Below are 25,701 nucleotides of genomic sequence, written 5' to 3'. Positions count from 1 at the left end.
AAAGTTGAGTTTCTTTGTCTCAATGGGACGGTCGATCCGGGTTTCATGTGTTGTGTTGGCTGGCTTGATGCAGTTTTGTTGACCTGCACGCGGGCGCTGCTCGTTGGCGCCGCTAGGCGGCCATCAGCTTGGGGATGCGGATCAGGTTATAGGCGATCAGATTGAGCAGGAAGTTGGCGGCGACGCGACCGATGCCGCGATGTTTGGTCTTGCGCATGGTACCGTGCTGCTTGCCCCAGCCGAAGATGCACTCGATCATCGCCCGGCGCGATTGCGACATGCCGTACCCTGGATGCCGCGTGGTTCGTTCGTCGATGGCGCTGTTGCGGGTCTTGCCGGTTTTGGTGACGGCCTGGTTCTGCGTCACATGCGGTGTCACGTTGATGGCCCGAAGATTGGCCACATGATCGGTGGTATCGTACGCCTTGTCCTCACCGACCGTGATGCGGTGGCCGGCAGCTTTGCTTTTGGCCTTTAGCATGATCTCCGATGCTCGGCGCTCGGCGGTACCATTGGCGTGTGTAACCATGCCGGCTACCGCCAGCCCATGCCGGTTCTCCATGGTGGCATGGCCCATATAGCAAAGCTTCGCCTCCCGCCCGGCCGCCTTGCGGTAAAGCCGGCTGTTGGGGTCACTGGTGCTCGCGTGGGTGTCGTTCTTGCGCTTCTGGCCATGGAAGTTCGCGCCGTCATCATCGTCGCCGCTGCCGTCCTTGGGACGAAAGCTCTTCTGTGAAGCCCAGGCTTCGATCAGCGTTCCATCCACCGAGAAATGCTCGTCCGACAGCAGCGGCCTGACCTGCGGATGGTTCAGAAGTCTGGTCATGAACTTCTTAAACACCTCGCCGTTCTGCAGCCGGTCGCGGTTCTTGGTAAAGGTGGTCGGGTCCCAGACCGGGTCGTCGGGCGAAAGCCCCACAAACCAGCGGTACAAAAGATTATAGTTCAGTTGCTCCATCAACTGGCGTTCCGACCGAATGCCGTAGAACACCTGCAGCAACAATGCGCTCAGCAATTGCTCGGGAGGAATCGAGGGACGCCCATCGCTGGCGTAAAGTCTCCCAAGGCTGCGGTTTAACTCACTCAAGACATCCCGGACCAGCACCCGGATCTTCCGCAAAGGATGGTTGGGAGGCACCCGGGCCTCCGGCGAAATGTACGAAAACATCCCGCCCTGATCCGCAAACCTGCCACGCATGCTCGTCCCCAGCGATTCGAGATGATAAAGTGAATCACCAAGTTCCCACCGTGGCGAGGGGGTTCTTCAGCAAACTGCTAGGCAAAGTACGTCCTCCAGTCCATCATTAAGTGCTTTCAGTTCTTCCGTTGTTTGGTGTTGAGTGAGTAACCGCGAACCGCCGCGAGTAAAGTTCATCCACTAGCCGCCACAGCGCTTCTAGTAGACAAGCACAGGGACGTCTCGCCGCCTCGAGAGCGATTGCGGTACTCGGTTTCCGATAAGGCCGCGTCCGTAAATACAAAAAGATCCTAACGGGTTTTTCACCGTTGGGAATTCTGGCTAACCGAGTGTCGATCGATTTATTAAATGAATTTACCTCGGATGCGGAAGTCGAGGCATTTTTAGAACTTCAAATCGAGTCGTTCTTAGTCTGCGTAGAATGTCACGGTAGGATTGAGAACCTGGGAATCCCAGTCAGTTCTGCCGCGAACCGATAACCGGAATAATGTCGGCATGATTCATCAGCTCTGATGCAATTTGGAACCAATCGGTCCGCGAAGGGGGCGGCCGAGAAAAGCTTGGCTGGTTTCATTGGTGGGCTCGGCAGGAACCGAACTGCAACCAAGCCGTTATGGGCGACAGGAAAGAATACGATCGTTGATTTTCATGCATTTTCGTTGGAGATTGGTCGTGTTCACAGCGTTCCGGTGAGATCGTTTCTGGCGCAAAACCGGTACGGTAGAGACCGAACGTTGAGAGTACCATGGATTAATACATGAGGACGAATGCGAACGTTGAACTCGACGCTGGCACCAAGACATTTGCCTCGGGCCTCCTGCCGGATTTGATAGCTGCGCTGCGTCGCGGCCGTAAGGGCGATCTCGTCGCCGTGACCAGCCGCGATCCAGGCATCGGCCCCGAACTCGAGGCATGGTGTCGCTTCACCCGCAACAGCCTGGTCGACACAGCCATTGAACAAGGTCGCACCCGATGGGTGCTCCGATACGGAGAGGCTCCCGAGAATGTCGGAGGAGACCGGCCTGTCGGCTCTCGACTATGGCTTTACACCAATTTCGACTGCAACCTGAGCTGTGACTATTGCTGCGTGCGCTCATCGCCCAAGGCGCCGCGGCGGGCGCTTGGTATCGAGCGGGTGCGACGGATCGCAGTCGAGGCGGCTGAGCTCGGCGTCAGCGAAATTTTTGTGACCGGCGGCGAGCCGTTCGTGCTGCCGGATATCGGCGAGATCCTTGCCGCGTGCGCTGCGGCGGCGTCGACCACGGTGCTCACCAACGGCATGCTGTTTGCCGGAGCTCGGCTCGCAACGCTACGGGCCTTGCCGCGCGAGCGCGTAACCCTGCAGATCAGCCTCGATAGCCCGACGCCGGAACGTCACGAGAGCCATCGTGGAAAGGGGACATGGGCACGCACCTGGGAGGGAATCGAGCGAGCCCGCGCCGAAGGATTCCGCGTGCGGTTGGCGGCGACCGTGTCGACTGACGCGGAGGCCGAGGAATTCCGCAGTTTCGTTGACGCCCATCATGTGAGCGAGGAAAATCGCGTAATCAGACGAATTGCGCTGCGGGGCTCCGCTAGGCAGGGCATTGCATTGGCAAGGGCGGACCTGGTTCCCGAGGTGACGATTACGGCAGAAGGTGTCTTTTGGCATCCGGTCGGAGCCGAGGATAACGACCTGTTGGTCAGCCGCGACATCTTTCCACTCGCCGAGTCCTTCGCAGCCGTGCGCCGCGCCTTCGATCGCGAATCTGAGCATCAGCGCCGGTTGGCAATGATCTTCAATTGCGCCTGACTGCGCTCAGGGTCGCTTTAGAAAGCCCTGCTGCGCCGACGCTTCCCGCAACTCAGCATACGCCTCAAGCTGCGGCGCTATCCATTGGCGCAGGCCTTCCGCCTCGAGCACCGGACGATGCGTCGGGTTGTCGTAGCTCATCCCGAAAAGGGCTTTGGCGAACTGCTGCTCCAACGCGGGGTCCAGATCGGGCCGGGCCGTGAACATGCAGTGATTATAGGGCCGCGAGGTCCAGATCTCGGTTAGCGCTCCTTCCGGTACCAGACGCTCGGTGTGCACGGCATTCCAGAACGGGCTGCCGATTGCGCCGGCGTCGGCGCGGCCGTCGAGGACTGCGCGAACGACATCGGACTCGCTTGTCCCCGTGTCGCCGTGCTTGCCGAGGTCGGAGTTGAAGCGCAGCGATCGGTAATCCTTCCCCTCGACCAGTCCCTCCCGCTGCAGAAAATAAACCGGAAGGATTGCCGCATGGCCGCTGTCGCGGCTGCCGAGGGCCAAGGTGCGGCCTTTAAGATCGGCAAGCCTGACAACCGGTCCACCCGTGACGGCGACGATCTTGGTCATCCAGCCCACGTCGGTATCGCGCATCGCGATAGGTCGGCAGCGCTTGTCGCTCCAGGCATCGGACTGGATATAGGCGAGGTTTGTATTCCACCCGATATCAATGTGCGGCAGCGGCTCACCGGGCAAGGCCAGGAGAGCGGCGACCTGGGCCTCGTAGCTCTGAAACAACACGACTTCGACAGGCAGATGCGCTTCCTCGTGAAAATACCGTCGCATGCCCTCCCAGATGCCGACCACCTTCGGATCATATGCGACGGCACCTACCCAGATCGTCCGGCTCATGGTTGCTTCTCGCTTTCTCTGACCATTTGACCGCCATCAAACGCGAACGAACGATCCCTGGCGGCGCAGCGCTCTCGCGCTCAGAACAGCGGTATTCCCAGGACGGCTTTGCCGATGAACTCGCGCAGAACATCGCCCGTCGGCGCCATGACAGCGCCGGCATGAGCATCGCGGAACAATCGCTCGATGGCCAAATGCCTGGAAAATGCAGCGCCTCCGCACACCCGCATCGCCGCTGAGGTGACGGCGATCGCAGTGTCACCTGCCGCCGCCTTGGCCTCGAGCACACGCAGCATGGTGGTCTCTCGGGGGCGTTCGAGGTGATCGACGAGATCGTCGACACGCGCCGCGAGCCCGTCAGTGTCGATCTGCATCGTCGCAAGCTGCGCGCGGAGTGTCGGCAGGCTCTCTCCAAGGGTCTGGCCCAAATGCTCGAAGCGCGCGCTCTTGAGATGAGCCGCAGTTCCCGCCACTGCGGCCCGGCAAAGACCCAGCGCGACCGCGGAGGTCCCGAGGTTGAACAGTGGAAGCACGATCTCCAGCATCGCCTTGAAGCCGGCGCCGTCGTCGGTCAGTTGCAGACCAGGCTCGACTTCGCAATCCTCGAGGATCATCGGCGCGGACGCGTTGGCGCGCATCCCAAGACCATCCCAGGGGCCGGCAACTGACAGTCCGGGCGTACTGCTGGCCAACAGGTAAAGGGTGGAATCGGTTGGACCCGTCGCATCAGGAGCGAGGGCCGAGACAACATAGCTTTGCGCGTGACCGGCGCTCGTAACCCAGGATTTTTGGGCTGTGAGGCGGACGTTGGCTCCATTGCGCTTCGCTCGCGATACGGGCGCCCAGAAGTGGCTGCGCGATCCAGCTTCGCTGAATGCCAGCGTGGTGAGATGCCGGCCTGCCGAAATGTCCTTCAGCGTCTGCGCCACCGGGACGCCCGAACGGGCCGCCGCGATCGTCGCGGTGCCGCACATGTGCATCAAATAGACCATCGAGGCGGACGCGTCCGTTTCTGCGAGCGTCGTGACGACCGCAGCGAGGGTCCGCGGTCCCAGGGCAGAGCCGCCCACTTCGGCGGGCAGCATAATCCCCAGCAATCCGGCCGAACCGAGCGCCGCGATTGCCTCGGACGAAAATCGAGCATCCTTGTCGTTTTGCCTTGCCGCCGGCGCGAGGATCCGATCTGCGATTTCCCTGGCATTCGAAACTGCGGTCTCGTGATTCATGACAGCCCTCGAGATCCTTACGCCACAACGTCACTGCCCACGTTGAAAATATCGGACCCGCCTTCCTCAAGACAGATGCTAGGCGATCCGTTCCGTCGGATCAACACGATCAACTTCGCACATGGCCAACCCGAGCCATACCTGCAGTGGCTGCGGGCATTGGGCTTGTGATCAATTCCCAGTCATTGAGCCGTCGAAAGGCACTTGTTACATCATTCGGGTCGTTTTTTCATGATGCCGGAGGCGCTGTTGTCTCCGGCTCCAACCTGCGGAGCGGCAGCCAATTGACGGCGCTTGCCCACTGACGTGGAGAACGCTACCAATGACCGGCTACGGCGTAACGAGGTCTGTCTGGTGATGGCGGTCAATGACGGCGGAGTGCCGCCCATCCTTGCGCAAAAGCATTACACGCAGCCGTCCGCATTTACGCCGGAAAATCTGCTGCGCGAAGCCCGCAGACAAAAGCGGATTGCGGACTCCCGCGTCCCGGACATCTGCATCCTCGACCCTGACGGCGACATGGTGCGCAGTCTCATTGCCGGCAGCGAGGCCCGGCTGGAATCGGGGTGGGCCTGCTACCATACGCAGCTCTACACTTTCAGCCGCAACGGGATTGATTTCGGAATTGTCGGCTGCGCCGTCGGCGCCTCTTACGCGGTGCTGATCGCCGAGGAAATGTTCGCATCGGGCTGCAAACTGTTGATCAGCGTCACGTCCTCCGGACAGATCGTGCCGATACGCCCGCCGCCCTATTTCGTCATCATCGAACGCGCGCTGCGCGACGAAGGCACCAGCTATCATTACATGGCCGCGTCGGACTATTCGCATGCCGATCCCGGATTGATCTCGGCGCTCAATGGCGTATTCGAGAGATTTCCCGTGCCCGTTCTCACGGGCGCAACCTGGACAACAGACGCGCCGTTCCGTGAAACCCAGCCAGCGATCGACGCTATGCGCGAAAGGAACCTGGTGGCAGTCCGAAATGGAAGCCGCCGCGCTTTACGCGTTTGCGCAAGTCCGACAAAAGCCCGTCCTGTGTTTTGCCCATGTGACAAATCAAATGGGGCGCATTGATGGGGATTTTGAAAAGGGTGAAGCGGACGGCAGCCATGACGCGCTCCAGTTGATTGCGATCGCCGCCGATCGCCTGCGGTCCCGGTTCCTGCCGTGAGCGCGGCGATCGGGATCATACGCAAGGCGCCGCAGCCCGGCCGCTCAAAGACGCGGCTCGCGACCGCCATTGGCGAGGTGGCCGCATCGGAGCTCTCCGCTTGCTTTCTGCGCGATGTTGCGGCGGCAATCGAGGCGGTACCGGAGGCGCTCGGCAGGCGCGGCTACGGCGTCTACGCTCCTGCGGGAGCCGAACACATCATGCATCAGTTGCTTCCCGCGGGGTTCGGACTGTTGCTGCAAACCGGTGATGATCTGGGGTACGTGCTGCTTGGCGCGATGCGCGCGTTCCTGCATGCCGGACATGACGGTGTCCTGCTGGTCAATGGCGACAGCCCGACCTTGCCAACCCGCTTCCTGGTACAGGCCGTCGAAGCCCTGCGCGAGCCGGGGGACAGGATGGTGGTCGGGCCGGCAAGCGACGGCGGCTATTACCTCATCGGCCTGAAACGTCCACATCAGCATCTGTTCACGCAGATCGCATGGGGAACGGAAACCGTGGCTCGGGCTACATGCGAGCGCGCCGCCGAAATCGGGCTTGCCACGACACTGCTTCCCGAATGGTATGATGTCGACGACATGCAAACGTTGCGATGGTTGCAGGACGAACTGGCCGGCGATTCGACCCGCTTTCGTGCTGGTGGATTTGCTCCGGCAAGCCGGACCTTTCTCAACGCAGCCGCGCCGCAGATAAGCCCTTAAGGCCGCTAATGCCAGGGTCCATGACCAGTCAACCCGGTCGACCGATGCGCTACGCCATCGAGGTGCTCCCATTTTATCTGTTGGCGAGCGTCGGTGCTGTCCTGGTTGGTCTGACCCTGGTGACCCCTTTTGCTTTCGAGACTTATGGTGACAATGCCTTCATCGCTCTGACCGTAGCCGCAGGCCTGCTGACGATTATGGCAACGCACCTGGCCGAGCGCGTGCGAACCGGGCGTGCGCTATGGCTTATCTTCGGAATTGCGATCGTGCTGAGAGCCTATGTGCTCCTGTTCGATCCGCTTCTGTCCAGTGATATCTATCGCTATGTCTGGGATGGCAAGGTTCAAGCCGCCGGCATCAATCCATACCGTTATTTTCCGGCCAATCAGGCGCTGGCATTTCTGCGCGACGAGGCGATCTTTCCTCACATCGACCGGGTCGATTCTGCCGTCACCATCTATCCTCCGGTGGCGCAGTCTTTCTTCCTCATTGTCACGCGGTTCGGTGAAAGCGTGACCATGATGCGGTTCGCAATGCTGGGGTGCGAGGCTCTCACTGTTGTACTGATCATGCTCTTCCTGCGGCGGATAAACCGCCCGATTACGCGCGTGATCGCCTATCTCTGGCATCCGCTTCCGTTGTGGGAAATCGCCAACAGCGGTCACGTCGACGCGCTGATGGTTGCGCTGATGCTGCTGGGCCTGTGGATTGCCCTGACCGGCCACGCTCTCCGCGGATCCGTTCTGATCGCATTTTCGCTGCTGGTAAAACCTTACGTGGCGCCGGTGCTGGCTGCGATCTGGCGCCCATGGGACCTCAAGATGCCGCTGGTCGTGATCGCCGTCGTGGTGCTTTGTTATCTCCCTTATCTATCGATCGGTTGGGGCGTTCTCGGATACCTGGCGAAAGGCTATCTGACGGAAGAGGGGATCAGTGCCGGCTATGATCTCTGGCCGTTGTCGCTCTGGCGGCTTGTGTTTGGCACGCATCAAGGTGATGTTGCTGCTTATTTCGTACTGGCTGCGCTGGTCCTCCTGTTCAAGGGATTCTTGCCGACATCAACATGCTGTTACTCCTCACGCTTTTGTTGTTGTCGCCGAATTACCCCTGGTATTTTCTCGTCGTGACGCCGTTCGTTGCCCTGTGTGGCACCGCGCCGACCTGGGTCGTTTCGATCGGTGCGCTCTTGCTGTCCGAACAACTCGATTGGGACCTCTACATTCCGAGAATCGTGACCAAGTCAATTCTGTTCGGAGGTCTCTTGCTGGCTTGGGCCTTGGTGAGCTGGAGAAGCCGCAATTCGCAGACCGCAGACGCGGAGTTGGTGCAATGAGTATTTCAGGCGAAGCGCCAGGCACTCGCGCGGCCTTCGATCCGCGCCGCTATCACGAGCAGGTCTCGGGCGAGCGCACGGAGGTCGCCCGGCGTCCGCCGGTCTGCCTTTATCTGGAGGTGACCAACCGCTGCAATCTGCTGTGCACCACCTGTCCTCGCACCTACGAGGAGCTCGAGCCGCCGGCAGACATGAGCTGGGATCTGTTCGCGTCGATTGTCGACCAGGTTCCTGATCTCGCACGGGCGGTTCTGCACGGCGTCGGCGAGCCCATGCTAGTCGCGAACCTGCCCCGGATGGTCAGATATCTGAAGGACCGCGGCGTTTACGTCCTGTTCAACACCAATGGAACGGTGCTAGGTGAGCGCAACGGCCGCGCGCTGATCGACGCCGGGCTTGATGAGCTGCGTGTGTCGCTCGACGCGTCAAACCGCGAGAGCTTCAAGGCGATCCGCGGCAAGGATTATTTCAGTCGCATCATCCGCAACGTGCGTGCGTTTCGCGAGCTGCAGGAGCGGGAGGGACTCACCACTCCCAAGGTTTCCGTTTGGCTCACAGGCCTGAAAGAGACTGTAGAGGAGCTTCCGACATTTGTGAAAATTGCCGCCGAGATCGGTGTCAAGGAGGTCTATCTGCAACGGCTCGTTTTTTTCGACGAAGCAGCCATTGGCAAAGCACAGCCGGATCAGGCGTTGTTCGAACGGCTGACGGAGGGCGAAGCGATCTATCTGAAACAGGCCGAGAATCTGGCGCGCTCCCTCGGTGTCACCTTCAGCGCGTCGGGCGCGGCGACCGAGCCGGGGTTAAGTCTGAAGGGCAGTGGCGACGGTTCGCCGTGGTCGCTCTGTCGGCGGCCCTGGTCGTTGATGTACTTTACGGCCAATGGCCGCGCCTTGCCCTGCTGTATCGCGCCGTTTTCGCAGCATGGCTACGACAACTACACGCTGGGCCATGCAGGGCGGCAGTCCTTGCATGACATCTGGAACGGGACCGCGTACCGGGACTTTCGTGCGGCGCTCCTGTCGGACAAGCCGCCCAGGAGCTGCGCCAATTGTGGCCTGCGCTGGAGCCTATGAACGCGGTGAATGACGAGACCGGCTCGAGGCGGCCTGCATGGCTCCGTACGCCCGTTATTTCCGCGATCATTCCCTGCCCCGACGAGGAAACGGCGATAGGGCAGGTCGTAACTGCGGTGCTGGCGCAGAATGTGGGCGAGGTCGTCGTTGTTGACGGCGGTTCGCGAGACCGTACGGCCGAGTTCGCAGAAGCCGCCGGGGCCCGCGTGATTGTCGAGCCGCGGCGTGGCTACGGTCGCGCCATCCAGGCGGGCATCGCCGCCCTGCGCGATGACGCCGACATTCTCCTCTTCCTCGACGGCGACGGCAGCGATCCTGCGGAATTCATCCCTGATCTGGTGTCGCCGATCGTTGCTGGGCGGGCCATCTTCGTTCTCGGCTCGCGCGTTCGCGGTCGGCGCGAGCCCGGTAGCCCGGCGCCGCAGCAGATTCTCGCGGCCCATGTCGGCCGGCTGCTCCTGCGCCTCGTCTATGGCGCGAGCTTTACCGACCTGTCGCCGTTTCGCGCCATCCGACGGGACGTCCTCATACGTCTCGGCATGAAGGAGGAGACCTATGGCTGGAACCTGGAAATGCTGATGCGGGTAGCGGCCGCCCGCTTGCCGGCACTGGAGATCGCTGTCGGGCAGCGGAGCCGGATCGGCGGCGTATCGAAGGTCTCTGGCAATCCCGTCGCCGGCTTCAAGGCGGCCTGGTCCATGTCGATGACGTTTGTCAGGGATCAGCGAGTGCCGGCACGATCCCCACACGCAACGATGTCCCGGGGAGATTTTCGGCCCGCTTCCTCCGGCGGAGAGAACACGGCGAGGTACCCGCCATCGCCCGCGAGCTGATACGTGGCGATCTCACGATAGCCCACGGCGGTCAGTTCGCAACGCAAGAGCTTTATTGGCGTGCCGTGCTCCGGCGTCGGACGCTCGAGGTCGACGATTCCGACCCGCGCACCCCGCTTCAAGGCGGGCGCAAGATTGTAGAGAAAGGCATAGGGTTGGGCGACCTCGTGATACATGTGCACGAGGATGGCGGCATCCAGCGAGGAGGCGGGCAGGCTGTCGCCGCGTTGAAAGCAGCTGCGCCGTTCGAAGTCGAATTGATGCCGGCGCTGATCCACTATCTCCAGGAGCAGAATGTGACTGCGGTGAGCGGCATTCGCCAAACCGTGTGGGACGTATCATATGCCGGTGACGAGGGCGGTATCGTGTGTCATCTGTCGCGCTCCGATGAAACCGGACAAGCGCTTGTCGTCTCATTGACCCACGTTCGGGTGGCTCGCGCGATGCCACTTGTGCCTGCTGTTCTCGGGTATCAGAAGCATCGGGTTAAGAAACTAAAGAAGCAGGGCCAGAGGCAGAACTGAAATGGCGCACGCGATTATGCGGGGAAAGAATGGTCGCCGATACGAAGTGGATTTGGGCGACTCGCCTATACGCGTCGAAATTCATGCCAGCGAGGAAACCGTCGAGATTTTTGTGGAGGCAGATTTTGAAACGCACGCTGAAGAACGGCGACGTTTTGCGCTGATCAACATCCCACGCCACCTCTTCAGCGAGGCCACCGGCCAAGCGGCACGCCGAAGAGCACGGGAGGATCGTTGACCCGGCCTCGGCCCCCGCTTCCCTATTCGAACGGTTGCTGCATGCTCCCTACCGCGCAGCGGTTTAGTGGAATATATGTTTTGCGACCCCAATATTTTGCGACATGACAGCGGAGGTTCATCGGAAGGGGCGACTTCCGGAGTGGGTCATTCGCGTCTATTCGACCCTGTCGTTGTCGCTTCCGCTTTCCCCGAATTAGCAGACGTTCGCAAAGCCGGCATCCGAAAACCTGCACAACTCCGGACGTCTATGGGAGCAGCAGTCGTCGCCTCCGCACGGGACGCCAGTAGGTCGTGGCCGCGCACTTACCGCGACCAGCCGCAGGACCAGTCAGTGACGCTGACTTGCATATTCAGTTGGCCGGAGTGCGAAGTTGCTGACACCGGGGTCCGATCTTCAGGCTCTAAGCAAACTGAGACATTATGCCTCTTGGGCGAAACACCCATTTCTAAGGCGCGTCCGGTCTCGTAGAATGTAATTGCGGGATGTGCCGAAGTCACCGTTCGGGACGAACGAGCAGTACTAGTGCTGTCGGCAGGTACGCTACCCTAAGAGACCGCCCCCTTTTCGGTTTCACACCACGATTTCACATTCCACGAAACGCACGCAGCTTTGCGGCGGCTCGTTGCAGTAACCTAAGGAGAAAGCGATGAGCAAGATCGATCGAAGGTCTGCATTGGGAATCGGGTTGGCAGCGGCTTCGGCGGCCATGATAAAGCCAACCGCCGCTCAAACCACGGGCTACAAGGACACGACGCCGTGGCCAGGTGTCGTGGTGCGCGCTTACGATGGCGAGACAGCATCCATCATCCCCGGTTTTAAGACCGTCTCAATGCGCGATGTCATTATGCAGCCGGGATCGAAGACAGCCGGCCCCCCGATGATGAATGCCATGATCTGCCATATCCCCGAGGGGGAGCTTCGGATCGAGCAGGAGGGAAAGACCTTTACAGCCAAGAAGAACTTTGTCTGGACCTGCAACAAGGACACAAAAGAGCAGGCGTACAATGACGGGAACGCGGTCGCAATTATGAGGATCACGGACCTGAAGGCCTAGGCCTCGTTTCTTCGCAAGAGACCGATTGCAGGTGCGGATGGCGTACTCGACGAGGCGCCATCCGCGGAATGTCGAACGCCAAAGATAGCCGTGGAGCACATAAGCTGCTCTGAAGGCTGCGAGAAGGCGCTGCCGCCGAGAGTCTTCCTTGGGTCAAACTCCGGCCCTTCGGCCGTCCCGGTCACATGACTGCTCTTGGGGGCGATCAGTAAACGGCCGAGCCTTGTCTCGGTAGTCGAGGCAACTTGAACAAATCTTCTCTTCCTCAGGAATGAGGTCGAGACCGAGAAATTGTATATTTTTTGGAATAAGCCCCGCGATGGTCGAGTCTCCTGTCTGGCGGCGCAATTCAGCGCTGTTCAGAGCCGCTTGGCTCCATTGGGAGATGTGACATGGCCAAAAACGGCTTTGAGGACCGTGGACAGGGATTAGGTCGCCGCGAAGTGCTTGAATGCATGGTCTGGGCGGGGACCGGGGTACTTTGGACCGTGACCGGTGGCGTTCCCCATTCGCTGGGGTTGATCGGCGACGCTCTTGCCGCAGAAGCCACCGGCTTCACGTTTCTACAGATGAGCGATAGCCACATCGGCTTCAACAAGGCGGCGAACCCGGATGCGCTCGGCACGCTGCGCGAAGCCGTCGCCAAGGTAAAGGCGATGCCGATCAAACCGTCCTTCATCATTCACACCGGCGATATTACGCATCTTTCCAAACCTGCCGAATTCGACAATGCCGACAAGGTGTTCGGCGAAACTGGCGTGCAGATTCATTATGTGCCCGGCGAGCATGATATTATCGATGAAGAACGCGGCAAAGCCTATTTGGAACGCTATGGTAAGGGTTCGAAGGGCGCGGGCTGGTACAGTTACGACGACCACGGCGTTCACTTCGTCGGTCTCGTCAACGTCGTCGATCTGAAGGGCGGCGGACTCGGCAACCTCGGCGCCGAGCAGCTCGCATGGCTCGAGGCCGACCTAAAGGACAAATCCAACAGCACGCCGATCGTCGTGTTTGCGCACATCCCGCTGCAGGTGATCTACAGGGAATGGGGCTGGGGTACCGAGGATGGTACGCAGGCGCTTGCTCTGCTCAAGCGCTTTGGTTCAGTCACCGTTCTAAATGGACACATCCACCAGTTGGCCCAGAAGGTCGAGGGCAACATCACCTTCCACACCGCCTTGTCGACGGCTTTTCCGCAGCCGGCCCCCGGTAGCGCACCGTCGCCAGGCCCGATGCTGGTCCCCGCCGACAAGCTTCGCACCTTTCTAGGATTGTCCACCGTCACGGTCGCGCACGGCAATAAGCCGCTCGCGATCATCGACAAGACCTTGGCCGGTTAATCGAGGATTTCACATGCGAATTCTGATCGACCATATCCGTCGCGCGGCGACCCGCTTTAGTCCCAGCCGGACGTTAGTCATTGCAATGCTTTTGGGTCCAACCTTTGGAGCGATGCTGGCGCTTGCTGCGGTAGCGCAGGACGCGACGAACGTGATCACCATCGACAACTTCACGTTCTCCCCCAAGGAATTGACGGTCGCTGTAGGAACGACCGTGAAGTGGGTCAATCACGACGACATTCCGCACCTGGTGGTGGAGAACAACAAGACCTTCCGCTCGAAGGCGCTCGATACTGACGACTCGTATTCCTATACATTCACCAGCGCCGGCACCTTCGACTATTTCTGTGGCCTGCATCCACATATGGTCGGACAGGTCATCGTCAAATGACCGCGAACCATTTGAGCCTTAGCGTGTCAAACATGGCAACACCCTTATCGGTACGTCGTTCGGGTTTCCGGCGTACCGAGCCTAACGAAGTCGTGTTAAAAGAGCGGTTGGAAGGCTCAGATCGTTTGTCTGGCCAGCAGCAGGCGTCGGGCCCAATTGTGCCGAACCAGGATGAACGCGCACTGTTCGATGAAGTGTTTCTGCCCCATATGGCCGAAGCCTATCGTCTCGCGCGATGGCTTACCGGCAATTCATACGACGCCGAAGACGTTGTCCAGGACGCGGCGTTGCGCGCGTTTCGCGGCATCAAGAGCTTTGGTGCCATCAATGCTCGCGCGTGGTCACTGACGATCGTGCGCAACACCGCCTATAGCTGGCTGATGAAGAACAGGTCAAAGGCGGTGGTTTTCACGAACGATCTAAGTGTCGCCGAGCAGCAGGAGCTTGAGCATGAAGGTCTCCAGGGAACGAGGGTAGAGACGCCGGAAGAGATCGCACTTTTCAAGGCGGATGCAGAAGATCTTCAGCGCGCCCTGGCCCAGCTGCCGGCGCACTTTCGCGAAGTTATTGTTCTGCGGGAAATGAACCAGCTGAACTATCGCGATATCGCAGAGATCACCAATGTCCCGATCGGCACCGTTATGTCCCGTCTGTCCCGTGGCAGGCAACTTCTGATCGCGCTTTTAGGAGATCGAAAGTAATTATGATTGCATCGATGAAAGACAACGACGAACTGCAGCTGAACGCCTATTGCGACGGCGAGCTCGATCCGGCTTCTGCGATCGAGTTCGAGCGGCGGTTGGCTAGCGATGACACGTTGAAGGCCAGATATGACCGGCTGCTGTCATTGCGTCGCGCCGTTCGTTCGCTTCCGCAGTATGACCTGCCGCCCGGCCTGCAGGTTCGCATCAAATCGACGGTGGATGCGGATCGTCTGAGCCGGGCGGGAGGTCTGGGCCCGGTGACACGTCTGGCTCAGGTCAACCGTCTGCGTCAGCGCAACTGGTCGTTGCAGGCGCTGGCCGCGGCCGCGGTGTTTGGTGCGGTGATCTCGAGCTCTGTCATGATGACGATGGAGCGCTACGATATGCGTGAGGACGTCGCCCGCCAGGTCGTCGCAGGCCATATCCGGGGTCAGCTGGCCTCGCAGCCTTTTGACGTTGCATCTTCTGACCGCCATACGGTCAAGCCGTGGTTCACGTCGCGCCTGCCGGAATCGCCTCAGGTCCCGGACCTCGCGGCGCAGGGCTTTGTGCTGGTAGGCGGGCGCGTCGATGTCGTTGGCCACGATCCGGTTGCAACGATTGTCTACAAGCATGCCGCGCATACAGTCAGCCTGACGACCTTGCCGCCCGGCCAATCTGTCTCTGACCAAGCGATTGCTGGCTACAACGTCCGAAGCTGGAGTGATGGGGAGTTCACGTATATTGCAGTTTCGGACTTGCCCAGCGCAGATCTTGCATCATTCGAGCGCGCATTTTCGGGAGGAAGTCCGGCGCCGGAAATCAAAAAATAGACGAGCGAGATCGTGTAGTCCTCCGCCAGGACGTAATCACTCGTGAGCCACGACACGGCTGTCTGGCAGGCGCATCGCTAATGCCAACAAAATCTTGAAAAGCTAGGCAAACGAACTCTGCGCGAACGGATCTATGGCCTGATCGTCTCCGGCTAATTGCCAAGTGGCGGCCGGCTCGCCGCTTAGAAACTCTTGTAACTAACATCGGCTGAACTGCACCCTATTCGACTGGATTGCATGGCCTCTATTTCTCAAAAGCAGCTTATCCGCAGCATCGGCGTCCGGCAGATCCGCCTCGCCTGCGGGCTGGTGTTGTTCGCCTATCTAATCAGCCATTTTCTCAACCACGCGCTCGGCAATATTTCGATGGATGCCCTTGCCGCCGGTGTCTGGTACCACACCGCATTCTGGCAATTTTTCCCGGTCGCGATCGTGTTTTATACCGCAGCACTGGTCCACGCCGGTCTCGGAATCTGGGCGCTTTACGAGCGTCGGCAATTTCGCTGGAGGGCCATCGAGCCACTCCAGCTCGTCCTTGGCTTGAGCGTTCCGGCGCTCATTATCAGCCACCTAACCGGTGTGCGGCTCGGCCATACGCTTTTCGGATACGAAAAGCTCTATCCGCAGGTGCTTTATGCCTACTGGATCGTAAGGCCGTACAAAATGTGGCTGATGTTCGGGGTCCTGACCATCGCCTGGACTCACGGCTGCATCGGTCTTTATTTTTGGCTCCGGATGAAAGCGTTCTACAAAAGCGCGTCGCCATTTCTCCTCTCCGTGGCGGTGCTGGTTCCGACGCTGGCCATGCTGGGTCTCTATCAGGGCGGACGAAGCGTCGTGGCAGATAGCGCCCGCGCCGAATGGCGCGCGGACAATCTTTCGCAGCGCCAGGTCGGTATACCAGCCGAGCAAGACGTATTGGACAGCATCGCGGATTATTTCCTGATCTTCTATTTCGGCCTGCTCGGATTTGTCTTGCTGGCAAGGTGCGCGCGCGCCCTCAACGAGCGCCGTGGCGGCATGATCAGCCTGTCATATGGCCATGGCAGAACGATTCGCGTGCCGAAGGGCTTGAGCGTGCTTGAGGCAAGCCTGCGCTATAACATCCCACATGCAAGTGTCTGCGGCGGCCGCGCCCGCTGCTCCACCTGCCGCATTCGCGTGATCGGGGACTGCACGTCGCTGCCGGAGCCGTCCAAGCGGGAGGCCTTTGTGCTGAGCCGGGTGGGTGCGGAAGATCCGTCCATTCGATTGGCTTGCCAGTTGCGGCCGACGGCTGATCTCTCGTTCTTCCAGCTCTTTATGCCGCACACCACGTCGGCAAGTGCGCACGCTTCAAACCCGACCCGAATCGGCCAGGAGCGTTATCTCGTCAGCATGTTCGTGGACATGCGAGGTTCGACCAGGCTCGCTGAAAACCGATTGCCGTTCGATACCGTTTTCATCGTCAATCGCTTCCTTGGCGCGGTGTCGCAGGCTGTGATCGAATGCGGCGGCAGGCCCAACCAATTCATCGGTGACGGAGAACTGGCGCTGTTTGGGCTCGCTACCAGCCCGCAAACCGCCTGCCGCCAGGCGCTCAAGGCGGCGGCGAGGATCGCCGCCAATGTCGATGAGCTCAATCAATTCCTCAGCCATGATCTGCGCGAGCCGATCCGCTTCGGCATCGGCATTCATGGCGGCGAAGTGATCATCGGAGACATCGGCTACCGCGATCACATGGTGTTCACCGCACTCGGAGACGCGGTCAATGTCGCAGCTAGGCTGCAGGAGATGACAAAGACCCTCGCATGTGAGGTGATCCTTTCGGAGGAAGTTCGCATAACCGCCGGCTTGCCGCCCGACGGGTTACCGCGGCAGGAAGTTGCGATCCGCGGACGCGCCGAACCGATGATCCTCCGCTCCGTCGGTGACGCGAAGGCGTTGACCGCGCTGGTTGACGACGTGGATGTTGCCGCAGCGTGAGAGCGCACCCTGACAACCGTTCAGAAAATTCTCCTGAACCAACCGCAATTTTCTCGAACCCCGTTCGTCGGCCACAACCAAGGCGTTGGCTCCTTGCATCGCGACGAAGATTCCTTCGAGAAAGGAAGTAACCTAACGAATTTGATTTGACAGCCTTGTCACGCGCCAAGCCTAGTCAGCTTAGGTTTGAAGAAGCAAAAAGATGGCCAGGGATCTGGAATCGAAGAGAGATCAGAACCCCTCGGCCGAGGCAAATATCGCCATAATCTATGTAGGACTCGGCAATCCGGACCAGGCCATGGTTTGGCTCAACAAGGCCTACGATGCGCGATTCAACCCGTCGATCCTGCTGCGGCCTGCCTTTGATCCCATTCGCTCTGATTCCCAATTCAAGGATCTCTTGCGCCGTATAGGGCTACCGAACTGACGGTAGAAAGCGTCTCGTCCCGCGGACGCGACTTCAGCTTTCCTTGAATAGCGACAACAGCCCGCTTGAACAGAAGTGGCTGACAGCTCGATCGGCTGTCATCGAGACCGTTTGAAGACTTTGAAGATTTTGCTTTCGGGAATACCCGCCCCGTGCGCCAGAGAACAAATCAGTTGCGCCCACGGCTGCAAAACCTCTGGCTTCACTAAAGGTAACTGGCCAACGTCCCCGCCTGCGGTTGCTTTTGAGGCCATGCGGATGAGTAAATGCCCGCCAAAGGGCGCGCGCCCTCAGCGTCAAAAAGACCGCCGAAACGTCTAGTTCTCAACGGACGGGTAACGCCTCTCCGCCGCCAAACTGGGACGGATCGTTGTAGCTAGAGCAGATTCCGACTGATGTAGGTCATCGTCTATATCCCGCATGGCGAAAATAGTTGGCGCACTGGTCGGGGACAAACGATTTTACGAGTTTGCCGATCAGCCGCCAGAGTTCCTTCACGGTGCGCTTGGCGCCTTTGCGCAGCGCGGCTTTGAGTTTCGAGAATGCCATCTCGATTGGGTTGAGGTCTGGCGAATAGGCGGGCAGATAGCGAACTGTTGCGCCAACAGCCGCGATTGCTTCGCGCATCCCGTCGATTTTGTGGGTCCGCAGATTGTCCATGAATACGATGTCGCCTTTTGTCAGCGTCGGCACGAGCACCTGCTCGACATAGGCCATGAATGTGGCTCCATCCATCGCACCATCGATGACATAAGGTGCGGTCAGGCCGCTGACGCGCAACGCCGCGATGAACGTCAGGGTTTTCCAGTGGCCGTGCGGTACACTCGCGACGAGTCGCTCGCCACGCGGCGAACGACCAGAATGACGAACCATTTTGGTTGTCACCGACGTCTCATCAATAAAGACGAGCCGTCGCGCGCGTAAAGACGATTGCTCGGCTTTCAGCGCGGCGCGTGCAGCGGCGACATCAGGCCGATCCTGTTCGGCGGCGTGCAGTGTTTTTTTTGAACGTGATGCGGTGCCGCTCGTAAAATCGCCAAATCGAGGTTCTGCCGACCTTCAGTCTTTTGGCCGATGCGAGCCGTGTGCCGATCTCATCGAGTGTCAGATCGGGTTCAGCGGCCACCAGATCGAGCAGCCACTGCTCATGCAGCTCGAGCGGCGAGCGACAGTGGCCGGTGCCGGGCTTCGCTGCGACGCTACCGGTTGTATGCCAGCGATCCATCCAGCGGATGGTGGTCGAGGCCGCAAGATCAAGCAGGCGCGCGGCTTCCCGGCAGCTCTCGCCGCCCTCGACCAAAGCCACCACACGATCTCTCAAGTCTGTCGAATAACCCTTTGCCATGATCGTCCTCGCCCCTAATGGTAGCGAAGACCGAATCTGATTTGCTGCAGTTAGGGAATCCCCCTGTGCACAAAGAGATTCACATCAGGCGGAAACCGCTCTAGGGGTGTCGTTGTAGTGGATCGGCGGCCGCGGCGGTTCGTATGCCCAACCGGGAACGGCGGCGAAGCTTGATGCCACGTCGCGACGAATGAAGACGTGATGGCGCGAGCGGAAGTGATGTATCGTTGCAGCTTCGGCGGAAGCACTTAGGGCGATCAATAGTCCTAGAGCCAAAACAGAACGCATCGCATTTGCTCCAATAGGCCAAGAGGCCAACGGTCCCATTTCAGCGACGTTGAAAGATGTTTTCATGTGGATCACTTCTTTGCTTGATCGAGATTGATTTCGACTGACGAGCGCGAAGCTGGAGAGCGCGAACGCATAGGCTATTGCTATTGTCGTGAGTTTTACGTTTTCTTCCTCGTGTGGCTTCACGCACGGGTCACTGTGAGAATGCATTCTTAAATTGCGCGAGATAGTCGAGGCTCCCATAGACCCACATGGGCTCGTCGCGTTGTTGTGGGCCTTGGTCGTTCATGCAGGCAAAGCTCCAGGGCGGAGCTGCGATCTCACGGCCTTCGATCCTGTATCCCTGCAGTCGACTGCCAACTGTCGGTCGAGCGCCGACATGCGCTCGATTGCTGCTTTTGTTGGTTCGCACATGAGCCGTGGCTTGAGTCGCGAAAAATGGCACAAGCAGTAGCGTCGCCAGAAGATATGTAGTCTTCATCGTTCAGCTTCCTTGATTGAGCCTCGCGCGAACGGAGGCATGTGCGTTTCTGAAAGGAAGACCGAGATTGGAGTCTGGATATTTCCCGATCACGCAAATGTTTGGCAGTGTTGCAATCTGTCTCGATGAGGCAGACATCGCGTGGGTTCATGACGAGGCCGGGCCACTTCTGTATCGGCGAGACGGCGGCGGATAGCAGCGATGCCATCGCCGCCTGCCAGCGCCGTTGCTCAGCCTCGATGCAGCACGTGAGGTGTGATCGGCGCGCCGCGCAGCGTGCGCAGAAGCTCGCGCTTCGTTGAAAGTGCGTGATGAAATATTTCCCAAGGCTGGCTGCTCTTTACGATAAGAGGCCGAGCGCTTCCATGGCTTCTATCACCATATGGAGAAACAAATGACCAAAGTGACTCTCGTGTCGACCGCGCTGATCGCAGCAGCCGTATTCACAACTCAGGCCATGGCTACCCGCAACGATGTCGCGGCACGGCACGCCAAGGCCCATACGAGCGTTACGGACTGTGTGCGGGCTCCGGACGTGGGTGCGTTTGCCTCGGATCCCTATACTGTACCCCCCTGCATGCCCAATACCGCTACTGATACGTTCCAATAGCGACAACGGGTCGGGCTGGCAGACCTCGCCAGCCCGACTGCGCGGGACTCCACGCCTGTCGACGCTCAAATTTTGTCGGCCGCAGCGCGGCGGTGTACGCCGCTCTCGTGCGTCGGCGGCTGTGAGCCACCGTTGCGCGATCAGGAGTTTTGAGATCGAATTTCGATTTGTGGATTCAATCTTGGCGATGAAGGTCCGTTCGGCTTCCTCTAGGCTTGCCGAAGAGGCGCACGAAGCAAAGCCCCACGCGAGTTGGAAGAATTCGGTTTCAGCAACAGCGCGATCAATGTTTGGGTGCGGGATGCCCATGGCGAACTTGTTCACTGCTTGCCAGGAGCTGATCGTACCATCGATCGATCTCGCGTGCCTGATCGGGCGTGACATCCTCTAGATGCAAGGTTCTCAGCTCGTGCTCGGTTGGCTGGTAATTGCGACCATCGCGAATCGGCCATGGTCCCTTGTGAAGTGGCGGGGCGTCGTCTGCAGATCCAGTGTTTGCGAACAAAAGCGACGCCAGAGCCAATGCGACCCCCAGGACAAACTTGCTTGACATAGTTCGCTCTCAATCAGCTATTGAGCTCAGACGTAAGCTCAAATGGGAAACCACCTAGAGAACAAATGAATCAGCTTGCTCGCCACATTGCTTGGGGGCTTGTCACCCCAGGAACATGGATGCGAAAGGATCATGCACATGTTTATGAGGTTGCGCGGGTTGCTGCACAGACCTGCAATCTACCTGGCGAACTTGAGCGCCCGAGAGAACCATATGCTTGTCAAGGAAATGTACTGCGTTAGCTGCGAGCGCAGTGGGAGTACCAAGCGCAATGGTCCTCACCGCCAACAGTGCGTAGACGAGAATAGTACGTCGTGATTTATCAGCTATCATGGCGATTCTCCGTGGCGAAGGCTACGGCGAACGACGGAGTGGACTCCGACAGGCTCGCTCTTCTTCTTTCGAGATCGATTTGTCGCCGTCTTAATCCAACAACATTGTGTGATGAAGATAACCCAGACGGTATGCGCGGATGCTCAATCGTCGTGGCCGCACGATGGCGTCGACTTCACCGCCAAGCGCGTCGGCGTCATCGGCACAGGTGCCACCGCGGTTCAGACGATCCCGGAGATCGCGCAGCAGGCCAAGCACCTGACGGTGTTCCAGCGCACGCCGACCTTCTGCGTGCCTGCGCGCAACGGCTGTGTCGATCCCGAGGTGACCAAGGCGCGCAAGGCCGATTACGACGGAATCCGCCAGCGCATCAAGGATTCGTTTTTCGGCTTCGATCTGAACTTCATACCGAAGTCGGTGCTCGAGACAACGCCCGAGGAGCGCGAGCAGGAGTTCGACAAGATGTGGGACACCGGCGGCTTCGCCTTCTGGCTGGCCAACTACCAGGACATGTTTTTCTCCAAGGAGGCGAACGATGTCATTGCCGACTACCTCAGGCGCAAGATCCGCTCGGTCGTTAACGACCCGGCGATCGCCGAGAAGTTGACCCCCAAGACTTACCCCTACGGCACCAAGCGCCAGCCACTGGACACCAACTACTTCGAGACCTTCAACAAGAAGAACGTGGTGCTGGTGGATGCGACCGCCGACGGCCCAATCGAGGAGATCACGCCGAACGGCATTCGCGCAGGCGGCAGGGAATACCCGCTCGACATTATCGTTATCGCCACCGGCTTCGACGCGCTGACCGGCTCGCTGAAGAAACTCGGCATCAAGGGGCGCGGCGGCAGGGCGCTAGCGCAGGAGTGGGAGGACGGCCCGCAGACCTACCTCGGCCTGGCTATAGCCGGCTACCCGAACCTGTTCACGATCACCGGCCCGCAGAGCCCCTCGGTGCTGTCGAACGTAACGGTGTCGATCGAGCAGCACGTCGAGTGGATCTCCGAATGCATCGCCCACATGCGAAGAAGCAAGCTTGCAACGATCGAGGCGACCCCGCAGGCGCAAGACGCGTGGGGTGCCCATGTCGCCGAGGTCGTGAACTCGACCCTGATGCCTAGCGCCAATTCCTGGTACATGGGAGCCAACATCGACGGCAAGCCGCGCCGCTTCTTGCCCTACCTCGGCCCGGAAGGCGTCGGCGGATACCGCAGGAAGTGCAACGATGTCGCTGAGAACGGCTACGAGGGCTTCGTGTTCGCGAGCCGAGGTCAGGGCGGGACCGTGCACCCGATTGCGGCCGAATAAACTTAATGATCCTCGACCGGGAGCTGTCGCGGCTCCCGGCATGGCGGTCGCCGAAAAGCTCGATATGACCGCTTGGGGTCAAAATCGGAAAAGCTCAAGGCGAGCATATGTTTTCCGCTTTGCCCCCAACGCACTAAATCGCTGCGCGATAGTTCGCCCGTTGAGGCGGTGCGGCTTGCCTGCGAGCATGGTGGCCGCGGGTAGAAACGTAGAACGTCCGCAAATTCCGCGTCCGAGATGCGGAAGACCACATCTGCATCGTCAAGAATTTGAATGACGAACACCGTGCAATCGGAGAAGCAGTGATCATCTTGACGAGTAGGTTGAAACAGTTTCGGTTGGACAAAATTGAGGTTTGTTGCAGTCTTCAAAAATTGGTTCGCCCTATGATGCTCCATGGCTGTCGCAAGGCTGATCGCGCAGAAGTTGTCGAACGTGACCTTTTTACAACGCCTAACTCTTTGAAATCACATAAGAGGCAAAAGGAGCTTTCCCCACTTGTGCAACACTCGTGCCATAACGCCAAAGTTGTGCATCCCTTCGAGGCCAGTACACCCTTCGAAAAATTACCCGGCACTCAAATCACGTACCGCGGTTAAATCTCCATAGCGCCCGCGGCACCGCCGGTGCCCCACTTCCCGCGATTTCGTGCCTTGGCGCTTTTCGGACGCCGGTCGTCGGAGCGCGTCGATAGCCTCGTCAAGCCGGCATCCGAAAACCTGCACACCAGGCGACATCACATTCTTGCCGTTACAATCACCCATTGGGCGATCCGACGCTGTCGCAGGCTGGCGGCCCAGATGACGAAGGCGATTATCGACATCGCCGGCCCGCTCGGCATCTTCGTGCCCGATTACATCATCGTCCGCAGGAACGGCACGCCGGCAAGAAGGGCTGAAGTCGCAGCATGAAGGCGCGCCGCCTCAGCAGGTCTTGTTCGCGCCTGTTGTCTCGCTCCGCAGGGGATTTACGAAGAGCGCAGCGCTGTACCTCGATACCTCTGGCAGATTTGGACTCCCGCAGTCGGAAAAAATGTTCGGGCACGACGGAGGGTGGCTCCAAAAAAAATCGGGACAGCTGGGAATTTTTGCGCCCTTCCGGTGTTTTTGTTGGCAGCGATCGAGCCCCACCGCCTGGACGGCGATGGTCAATGCGCAAGTAAGAGCGTTGGCCAATGCGCTCTACGTTATGTCTCCAAACAACTGTCTCCAATGCGCAACATAGTCTTGAAAGGGAGTGCAGAGATGAAACACGTGTTAGCCTCTCTCACTATCGGCGTTTGTCTGGTGCTTCCGTCGGCGGGCGTAGTGTTGGGCGCCGGTCCGCCCACCAAACCTGCCCAAAATCCCACGACAGGTCAGCACGGCTCCAATCACGGTTTTAGCTGTACCGCAGGTACTAACACTCCGGGGGCTGCTGTTGCAGCGCCAGGGTCGCCGTTCAACCCAAGTGGGCAGGCAGGCACCGTCTATGCGGGAAATCCAGGCACAGAATCGGTAGCGCACGCAAATTCCACGGCCGCCGTTTCCCAATACGACGTCGCTTGCTTGTCACAGGTGCCATAGCCCGGGGTGTCCGGCATTGAGCGTCGGGTCTCGTTCGCTTCCAGCGGCCGTCGCGGTTTGCCGTCCAACTGCGAGCAGTAGCTGCTGCTGTTTGCGAATGGCGGCGGCAGCGTTTTACGCGCGCTCGTCGGACACGTTCGGCTTGAATTGACCAACCCGTTCTGGCGTCGAGGCGTGCGTTGACGCCTCGAGGAGAACGGCAAAAGGTTGAGACAGGGTGATAGCCACATGCGTTTCGTAGTTGTGGCAGGTCTGTTTTGCACGCTGATAGTCGGGCTGGGCTACACCTATGGCCAGGAAAGCTCGGTCCCCACCTTCCTCACCGCACCGGTCGAACGCGGCAGCATCTCTACTTTGGTGAAGGCCAGCGGCACGATCGAGGCGGTTGTCAGCGTCGATGTCAGTTCGCAACTGTCGGGGCGAATTGCGCAAGTGTTCGTCAATTTCAACGATACCGTAAAGGCCGGGCAGCCGATCGCGCAGATCGATCCGGAGATCTTTGCCGCCCGCGTCAGTGAAGCCAAAGCCGCACTGAGGGTGGCGAGGGCGACTGCCGAAGTGGAAAAGGCTGCGCTGGAACGAGCGACAGTCGCGGTGACGAATGCGCAGACCGCCAGGAAACTGGCGGAGGCACAGTCGGCGGCAAGCAAGGCCAGGCAAGATGAAGTGGAGAGAGACCTCCTGCGAAAGCGCGAGCTGGCGCGCACCGGAAGCGGAACAGAGCGAGACTTGAGTCAGGCGCAAGCTCAGCGCGATGCCGGGGCTGCCGACCTGCGCGGTTCCCTCGAGCAGATCCGGATGAAGGAGGAGGCCATTGCGATTGCGGCGGCAGAAAAGCACATGGCCGAGGCCAATCTCGAGAATGCCGAGGCTGTCGTCGAGCAGAGGCAGGCGGCGCTCGATCAGGCGGGGCTTGATCTCGAACGTACCGTCCTCCGCGCGCCGATTGACGGGATCGTCATCAAGCGGGATGTCAATCCGGGACAAACCGTCGCCGTCAGCCTCGAAGCCAAAACATTGTTCAAGATCGCGAACGATCTGCGTGAGATGGAGGTCCACGGCAAAATCGACGAGGCCGATGTCGGGCAGTTGAAGCCGGGCCAGGCGACCCGGTTCACAGTGGACGCTTATCCGGATCGAACCTTCAGCGGACGGGTTCTACAGATCCGCAAGGCTCCCGAGGTCGTGCAAAACGTCGTCACCTATACGACCGTCGTGTCCGCGCCGAATCCGGACCTCTTGCTGTTGCCGGGAATGACTGCGCAGCTGCGGATCGTGGTGAGCAATACCGGCGAGATTCTCAAAATTCCGAGCCAGGCCCTGCGCTTCCGGCCAAACGGCGCCGGTCCTGCGTCGGCTCACCAGAGTGCGAACCAGGCTGCCTCCTCCAAGGCGTCCGCGACGGTGTGGCTGGTGGGCGAGGACGGGCGACCGGACCCGGTTGTCGTGAGGCTCGGCGCGAGCGACGACAGCAGCGCAGCGCTGCTGGAGGGCGCGCTCAACGAGGGCCAGCAAGTGATCGTCGGGATTGCGAACTCGCAGAAGCAGAGGGGCTATTTCGGCGTTCGTCTTGGATTCTAA

22 protein-coding genes are annotated in these 25,701 nt (G+C 59.6%); 17 read left to right on the top strand and 5 right to left on the bottom strand.

Annotated features, from left to right (window positions below):
- Window positions 1-112: 112 nt before the first annotated feature.
- Window positions 113-1,198 carry an IS5 family transposase gene (locus tag NL528_RS05900; RefSeq protein WP_309181252.1) on the bottom strand — a complete coding sequence of 362 codons (1,086 nt, stop codon included), beginning with the start codon at window positions 1,196-1,198 and terminating at the stop codon, window positions 113-115.
- A gap of 757 nt (window positions 1,199-1,955) precedes the next feature.
- Here NL528_RS05900 and NL528_RS05895 point away from each other — a divergent pair.
- Window positions 1,956-2,990 carry a radical SAM protein gene (locus NL528_RS05895; RefSeq protein WP_309181251.1) on the top strand — a complete coding sequence of 345 codons (1,035 nt, stop codon included), beginning with the start codon at window positions 1,956-1,958 and terminating at the stop codon, window positions 2,988-2,990.
- Between the two features lie 6 nt (window positions 2,991-2,996).
- Here the strand turns inward: NL528_RS05895 and NL528_RS05890 are convergent, their stop codons facing one another.
- Window positions 2,997-3,836 carry a PhnD/SsuA/transferrin family substrate-binding protein gene (locus NL528_RS05890; RefSeq protein WP_309181250.1) on the bottom strand — a complete coding sequence of 280 codons (840 nt, stop codon included), beginning with the start codon at window positions 3,834-3,836 and terminating at the stop codon, window positions 2,997-2,999.
- 80 nt (window positions 3,837-3,916) lie between these two features.
- Window positions 3,917-5,062, bottom strand: a complete 1,146-nt coding sequence (locus NL528_RS05885) for an acyl-CoA dehydrogenase family protein (RefSeq protein WP_309181249.1) — start codon at window positions 5,060-5,062, stop codon at window positions 3,917-3,919.
- A gap of 294 nt (window positions 5,063-5,356) precedes the next feature.
- On the opposite strand from NL528_RS05885, the gene NL528_RS05880 reads away from it, so the two are divergent.
- The 14 genes from NL528_RS05880 (at window position 5,357) to NL528_RS05810 (ending at window position 17,634) form a co-directional block, all read left to right on the top strand.
- Window positions 5,357-6,136 (top strand): nucleoside phosphorylase, encoded by a 780-nt coding sequence (locus NL528_RS05880; protein WP_309181248.1) that lies wholly within the window; start codon window positions 5,357-5,359, stop codon window positions 6,134-6,136.
- A gap of 93 nt (window positions 6,137-6,229) precedes the next feature.
- Window positions 6,230-6,934 (top strand): TIGR04282 family arsenosugar biosynthesis glycosyltransferase, encoded by a 705-nt coding sequence (locus NL528_RS05875; RefSeq protein ID WP_309181247.1) that lies wholly within the window; start codon window positions 6,230-6,232, stop codon window positions 6,932-6,934.
- A 20-nt stretch (window positions 6,935-6,954) separates the two neighbouring features.
- On the top strand, window positions 6,955-8,061 hold the full coding sequence (locus NL528_RS05870) for a hypothetical protein (RefSeq protein ID WP_309181246.1): 1,107 nt from the start codon (window positions 6,955-6,957) through the stop codon (window positions 8,059-8,061).
- 202 nt (window positions 8,062-8,263) lie between these two features.
- Window positions 8,264-9,343 (top strand): radical SAM protein, encoded by a 1,080-nt coding sequence (locus tag NL528_RS05865; RefSeq protein ID WP_309181245.1) that lies wholly within the window; start codon window positions 8,264-8,266, stop codon window positions 9,341-9,343.
- Window positions 9,340-10,176 (top strand): glycosyltransferase family 2 protein, encoded by an 837-nt coding sequence (locus NL528_RS05860; protein WP_309181244.1) that lies wholly within the window; start codon window positions 9,340-9,342, stop codon window positions 10,174-10,176. The genes NL528_RS05865 and NL528_RS05860 overlap by 4 nt, the downstream gene beginning before the upstream one ends.
- A 155-nt stretch (window positions 10,177-10,331) precedes the next feature.
- Window positions 10,332-10,700: a hypothetical protein gene (locus NL528_RS05850; RefSeq protein WP_309185362.1), complete on the top strand. Its 369-nt coding sequence runs from the start codon at window positions 10,332-10,334 to the stop codon at window positions 10,698-10,700.
- 1 nt (window position 10,701) lies between these two features.
- Complete coding sequence (locus tag NL528_RS05845) at window positions 10,702-10,938, top strand: hypothetical protein (protein ID WP_309181243.1); 237 nt, start codon at window positions 10,702-10,704, stop codon at window positions 10,936-10,938.
- A 649-nt stretch (window positions 10,939-11,587) separates the two neighbouring features.
- Window positions 11,588-11,995: a hypothetical protein gene (locus NL528_RS05840; protein WP_309181768.1), complete on the top strand. Its 408-nt coding sequence runs from the start codon at window positions 11,588-11,590 to the stop codon at window positions 11,993-11,995.
- A 392-nt stretch (window positions 11,996-12,387) separates the two neighbouring features.
- Window positions 12,388-13,335 carry a metallophosphoesterase gene (locus NL528_RS05835; protein ID WP_309181767.1) on the top strand — a complete coding sequence of 316 codons (948 nt, stop codon included), beginning with the start codon at window positions 12,388-12,390 and terminating at the stop codon, window positions 13,333-13,335.
- Between the two features lie 112 nt (window positions 13,336-13,447).
- The gene (locus NL528_RS05830; protein ID WP_309184812.1) at window positions 13,448-13,726 is read left to right on the top strand and encodes a cupredoxin family copper-binding protein; all 279 of its coding nucleotides are present in this window, start codon (window positions 13,448-13,450) and stop codon (window positions 13,724-13,726) included.
- A 32-nt stretch (window positions 13,727-13,758) separates the two neighbouring features.
- Window positions 13,759-14,427 (top strand): sigma-70 family RNA polymerase sigma factor, encoded by a 669-nt coding sequence (locus tag NL528_RS05825; RefSeq protein ID WP_309184810.1) that lies wholly within the window; start codon window positions 13,759-13,761, stop codon window positions 14,425-14,427.
- Between the two features lie 14 nt (window positions 14,428-14,441).
- Window positions 14,442-15,242 (top strand): anti-sigma factor, encoded by an 801-nt coding sequence (locus NL528_RS05820; RefSeq protein ID WP_309181766.1) that lies wholly within the window; start codon window positions 14,442-14,444, stop codon window positions 15,240-15,242.
- Between the two features lie 237 nt (window positions 15,243-15,479).
- Complete coding sequence (locus NL528_RS05815) at window positions 15,480-17,207, top strand: adenylate/guanylate cyclase domain-containing protein (RefSeq protein ID WP_309181765.1); 1,728 nt, start codon at window positions 15,480-15,482, stop codon at window positions 17,205-17,207.
- A 202-nt stretch (window positions 17,208-17,409) separates the two neighbouring features.
- Complete coding sequence (locus NL528_RS05810; protein WP_309181764.1) at window positions 17,410-17,634, top strand: hypothetical protein; 225 nt, start codon at window positions 17,410-17,412, stop codon at window positions 17,632-17,634.
- A gap of 402 nt (window positions 17,635-18,036) precedes the next feature.
- On the opposite strand, the gene NL528_RS05805 is transcribed toward NL528_RS05810, so the two are convergent.
- Window positions 18,037-18,979 (bottom strand): IS630 family transposase gene (locus NL528_RS05805; protein ID WP_309176881.1). Its coding sequence is split into 2 segments (ribosomal slippage): window positions 18,037-18,628 and window positions 18,627-18,979, totalling 945 coding nucleotides; the frame shifts between segments, so codons are not numbered across the junction.
- An 84-nt stretch (window positions 18,980-19,063) separates the two neighbouring features.
- Window positions 19,064-19,456, bottom strand: a complete 393-nt coding sequence (locus NL528_RS05800) for a hypothetical protein (RefSeq protein WP_309181763.1) — start codon at window positions 19,454-19,456, stop codon at window positions 19,064-19,066.
- A gap of 1,902 nt (window positions 19,457-21,358) precedes the next feature.
- Between NL528_RS05800 and NL528_RS05795 the strand changes: the two genes are divergently transcribed.
- Both NL528_RS05795 and NL528_RS05785 read left to right on the top strand, forming a co-directional pair.
- Entirely contained in the window at window positions 21,359-22,555 is a 1,197-nt protein-coding gene (locus NL528_RS05795; protein ID WP_309181762.1) for an NAD(P)/FAD-dependent oxidoreductase, read from the top strand.
- 1,793 nt (window positions 22,556-24,348) lie between these two features.
- On the top strand, window positions 24,349-25,701 hold the full coding sequence (locus NL528_RS05785) for an efflux RND transporter periplasmic adaptor subunit (protein WP_309181761.1): 1,353 nt from the start codon (window positions 24,349-24,351) through the stop codon (window positions 25,699-25,701).

The sequence above is a fragment of the Bradyrhizobium sp. Ash2021 genome, assembly GCF_031202265.1.
In the GTDB taxonomy this organism is placed as follows: Bacteria; Pseudomonadota; Alphaproteobacteria; order Rhizobiales; family Xanthobacteraceae; genus Bradyrhizobium.
Note: the sequence above shows the minus strand (reverse complement) of the source record. Positions and strands in the feature narration are given on the sequence as shown.